This window comes from Bradyrhizobium sp. HKCCYLRH3073, assembly GCF_051167995.1.
GTDB lineage: Bacteria > Pseudomonadota > Alphaproteobacteria > Rhizobiales > Xanthobacteraceae > Bradyrhizobium.
The window spans coordinates 1-4,399 of record NZ_JBNPUD010000033.1; the positions used below are offsets into that span (position 1 = coordinate 1).

Below are 4,399 nucleotides of genomic sequence, written 5' to 3' on the forward strand. Positions count from 1 at the left end.
GAGCGCCTGCTCGCCCAAGGTAAGTTGAAGAAGGTCGCGCTGACCGCCTGCATGCGCAAGCTGATCTGCATTCTCAACGTCATGGTCAAACGCCGCCAAAAGTGGAATCCGGCGCTCCACGTTGTGAACGGGTCGAGCGCCTCATAGCCGCTCGGGCTCCGCCCGAGCGCACGCCAAGCCAACAGACCGGCGAGCGGACGGGGTCAAGGCCGTCAGCCGCCGAAGGCGGTGGCGCGCCTTCGCGCCAGCCTTGAGGCCGGCCGATCACCGGTCTACAAAAAAGACAGTTGCTCCCCGGTGTCCGGGCTTGTAGCCACCGTCGTCAGCGCGATGCTCACGCATCGTCGCCAACTTGACGCCAGCATCGGGGCGCCAGGACCATACGACTTCACCGTCCTGCCGGTCGCGTTCGTCCGCTCGCGATTCCAGCGCGCTGCGCGCCGACAGGCCACCGCTCCCCGCCTCCAACGCTCGTGACGACCGCGAAACGTCCCTCTTCGATCGAGGCGGGATGCGGAGAGAGAACCATGAAATTCGGAAAAATGGAAGCAGAATATTTTTGAGTGTGGGACTGGACAGGGCAAATCAGCTTGATGTGGTTGAAGAAATCAGTATCCACGCGCACGCCGTTTCTGGAGTTCGCGAACGTAGCTCCAGCGTCATTGCGAGCGAAGCGACGCAATCCAGGGCGTCACGCGCGACTCTGGATTGCTTCGTCGCTTCGCTCCTCGCAACAACGATGGAGCGGGCGCCACGCCACACACGCGCCGTCATCGCCCCGCCTTGACCGGGCGATCCAGCACGCCGAGGCGGACGTGATGGGGCCGATAGGCCGCGGCTTACTGCATCCCCGCCTGCGCGGCCATGACGGCGGAGGGTGCGGAGGGCCGTCCGCTCCAAACTCCGCGTCGTCCCGGGTTGCCCGCGCTGCCACCAAATAAACAGTGTCATCCCGGGCAAGGCCGCCAACGTGGCAGCGTTGGCGGACGCCGACCCGGGATCCATACGCCGTGGCGGATGTGGCTAGGCGGGATGGAGCGGCCATCGTTCCTCGAACTCCTCCTTGTGGTTATGGATCCCGGATCGGCGCGCGCGTACCGCGCGCTTGTCCGGGATGACGACGCAGGTTGGGACTGGCGGTGTTGGCACCGACGCCCAGGTGTTCTGATCGCCAGGAAACTCGCTGAACCCGCTCCTACTTCTTCCCGCTCTTCGTCGCTTGGGAATGCGAATGACTGTGGCTGCTGCTGTGGCTGTGCGAATGGCTGTGCGCGTGTCCATGATCATGCGCCGCCTCGATCGGCATCATCGCGACGTGGCCGTGGCGGACGCCGCGTTCGGCGATGACGTGGTCGGCGAAGGCCTTGACCTCGCGGCGCTCGCCCTTGAGCACGGTGACCTCGAGGCAGCTCTCCTGGTCGATGTGGACATGCAGGGTCGCCTGGGCGAGGCCGGAATGGTCATGCGCCTCCTGGGTCAGCCGCTTCGGCAGCTCGCGCGCGGCATGGTCGTAGACGTAGCTGAGGGTCGCGATGCAGGAACGGCCGTCACTGGCGCCGGTATCGGCGGTTTCGAGGCCGCTGCGCAGCAGATCGCGAAACGCTTCCGAGCGGTTGTCGTAGCCGCGCCGGGCCATGAAGGCGTCGACCTCGGCGAGCAGGTCGTCGTCGATCGTGATCGTCAGGCGCTGCATGTCCCGTCTCCCTGAGCTGCGCGGCAAGCGCCTATCCACCGCATGAGTATGATGTATTCACGTTGACATCATACCGGTGTCACCTTAGCGTTCTTTAACATTCGACAGTGGGGCGATCCAAGCGAGCATGTCGCGGGCCAACGAAGGCGCGCGGCAGTTGACGATGCATGCCCTGTGGCGAGTTCTAGGGGCGTGACGATGCGGTGGTGTGGGGCGAGTGTTGGCGTGCTGATGGCGGCCTTGGCGCATCAGGCACAGGCACATCCGGAACGGCCCCCCGCAGAGCTGCCGACAGTCGATGTGGATGCGCCCAAACGGACCGCCAAGCCCAAGCCGCAGGCGCGACGCACGGCACAGCGGCCGGTTTCGGATGCACTACGCCCGCGCATCGGAGCGACGCCGGCCGCGACAGCCGCGGCAGCGACGCCCCCATCCGGCACGCCCAGTGCCGGCTCCGGTGCGCCGCACCCGCAGGGCATGGCGAGCGAGGTCGTCATATCAGGCGAGGAGATCAACGCCCGCCCAGCCACGCGGCCCGGCGAGGTGCTCGAAGCCGTGCCCGGCCTGATCGTCACGCAGCACTCCGGCGAAGGCAAAGCCAACCAGTATTTTCTGCGCGGCTATAATCTCGATCACGGCACCGATCTCGCGTTGTTCGTCGATGACGTGCCGGTGAACATGCGCACCCATGCGCATGGCCAGGGCTATGCCGATCTCAACTGGCTGATGCCGGAGACGATCGGCCGGGTCGACGTCCGAAAGGGCCCCTACTTCGCCGACGAAGGCGATTTCGCCTCGGTCGGCAGCGTCCATATCGGCCTGGTGGACAGCGTGCCGAAGGCGATCGCACAGATGACGGCCGGCAGCTTCGGCTATCGCCGCTTCTTCGGCATGGACTCGGTGCATGTCGGCGACGGCCATCTGCTGATCGCCGGCGAGGCCGGCCGCTATGACGGTCCCTGGACCACGCCCGACGACGCCAAGAAGCTGAACAGCCTGGTGCGCTACTCGCAGGGCACGGCGACTGACGGCTTCTCGATCACCGGCATGGCCTATGCGAACCGCTGGACCTCGACCGACCAGGTGCCGGAGCGTGCCATCACCTCGGGAACACTCGGGCGCTACGATTCCGAAGACCCGACCGACGGCGGCAAGACCAACCGCTTCGCGCTGTCGGGCCGCATCGCCGGCACCGACGAGGCCGGCTCCTGGAAGGCCAACGCCTATGCGGTGAAGAGCCAGCTCGATCTCTACAACAACTTCACCTACGCGCTCAGCAACCCGACCTACGGCGACCAGTTTCACCAGCATGACGACCGGCTGATGCTCGGCGCCAACGCATCGCGCACCTTGAACGGCAGCTTTGCCGGCCGGCCAATGGAGACGACGTTCGGCGTCCAGACGCGCTACGATGACATCGCGCTGGCGTTGACCAACACCCGCCAGCGGGTGCTGCTCTCCGACATCGATCCCTTGAGCACCGGCGTCGTTCGCGCCGACAAGGTCGGCGAAGGCAGCGTCGGGCTGTATGTCGAAAACACGGTGCGCTGGACCGACTGGCTGCGCACCACGGTCGGCTATCGCGGCGACTATTATCAGACCCACGTGTATTCGCTGACCAATGGCAACAACACCGGCGATGCCGCAGCCAGCCTCGGCAGCCCGAAGTTCCGCATGGTGATCGGGCCGTTCGACAAGACCGAGTTCTTCCTTGGCGCCGGCTACGGCATGCACAGCAACGACGCCCGTGGCGCGACCACGACCGAGGATCCCGCCGATCCGACCAACAAGCTCGCCTCCTCGCCGCTGCTGGTACGCACCAAGGGCGCCGAGGTCGGCGTGCGTACGCGCATCATTCCGGGACTCGATTCGTCGCTGAGCGTGTTCATGCTCAACCAGGATTCCGAGATCCTGTTCTCCGGCGACGCCGGCGACACCGAGGCGAGCCGGCCGAGCCGGCGCTACGGCTTCGAGCTCACCAACCACTATCGCCCGGCATCTTGGATCGACATCGACGCCGATCTGGCGATGACCCACGCCCGCTTCGTCGGTGACAATGCCGACCAGGCGGCGGTCTACGCCTCGCTCGCCGGCTACCCGCAGGCCCAGCTCGGCAATGCGCCGGGCAACTACATCCCCAATGCGCCGTCGATGATCGCCTCCGCCGGCATCACGCTCGGCGAGAAGACCGGCTGGTTCGGGTCCTTGCGCTGGCGCTATCTCGGCGCGACGCCGCTGACCGAGGACAACTATTTCCGCTCGACCGCGACCAGCGTGTTCAACGGCCGCATCGGCTTCCGCGACGCCAATGGCTGGCGCATCCAGCTCGACGTGCTGAACCTGCTCAACACCAGGGCCAACCAGATCTCCTACGGCTACGGCTCGCTGCTGCCGACCGACCAGCTGTACCAGGCGTGCTACGGCAACGCGCCGACAGGGGTGCCGGCCCAGGTCTGCCAGACCGGCGTCATGGACCGCGTCCTGCACCCGATCGAGCCGCTGACGTTCCGGGTGACGGTGGCGGGGACGTTTTGAGGCCGACCGCTATCGCCGCAACAGCGGTCGACTCCCCTCCCCTTGCGGGCAGGGCGATCGCACATGGTGAAAGAGGCCGGGCGCGCAGTCTTTCCGCGACCATCCTTCGAGACGCCCGCCTTCGGCGGGCTCCTCAGGATGAGGGCCTTTCTCCGCCGCAAAGCTGTTGAT

General features: G+C 66.1%; 2 protein-coding genes and 1 pseudogene. 2 read left to right on the plus strand and 1 reads right to left on the minus strand.

Translation table 11 applies throughout. From position 1 onward, the window contains the following. Window positions 1–147, plus strand: a pseudogene (locus ACQR1X_RS32445) (IS110 family transposase); the annotation flags it as partial. Between the two features lie 1,048 nt (window positions 148–1,195). On the opposite strand, the gene nikR reads toward ACQR1X_RS32445, so the two are convergent. After that, entirely contained in the window at window positions 1,196–1,693 is a 498-nt protein-coding gene (nikR, locus tag ACQR1X_RS32450; protein WP_434839316.1) for a nickel-responsive transcriptional regulator NikR, read from the minus strand. Between the two features lie 231 nt (window positions 1,694–1,924). Here nikR and ACQR1X_RS32455 point away from each other — a divergent pair, with 231 nt between their 5' ends. Beyond that, window positions 1,925–4,228 (plus strand): TonB-dependent receptor, encoded by a 2,304-nt coding sequence (locus ACQR1X_RS32455; RefSeq protein WP_434839439.1) that lies wholly within the window; start codon window positions 1,925–1,927, stop codon window positions 4,226–4,228. The last annotated feature ends 171 nt before the right edge of the window (window positions 4,229–4,399 follow it).

What these genes read in the sequence shown, in the direction of transcription:
- ACQR1X_RS32455 (WP_434839439.1), top strand. Translation starts at nt 1,925, where the DNA reads ATGGCGGCCTTGGCGCATCAGGCACAGGCACATCCGGAACGGCCCCCC.
- nikR (WP_434839316.1), bottom strand. Translation starts at nt 1,693, where the DNA reads ATGCAGCGCCTGACGATCACGATCGACGACGACCTGCTCGCCGAGGTC.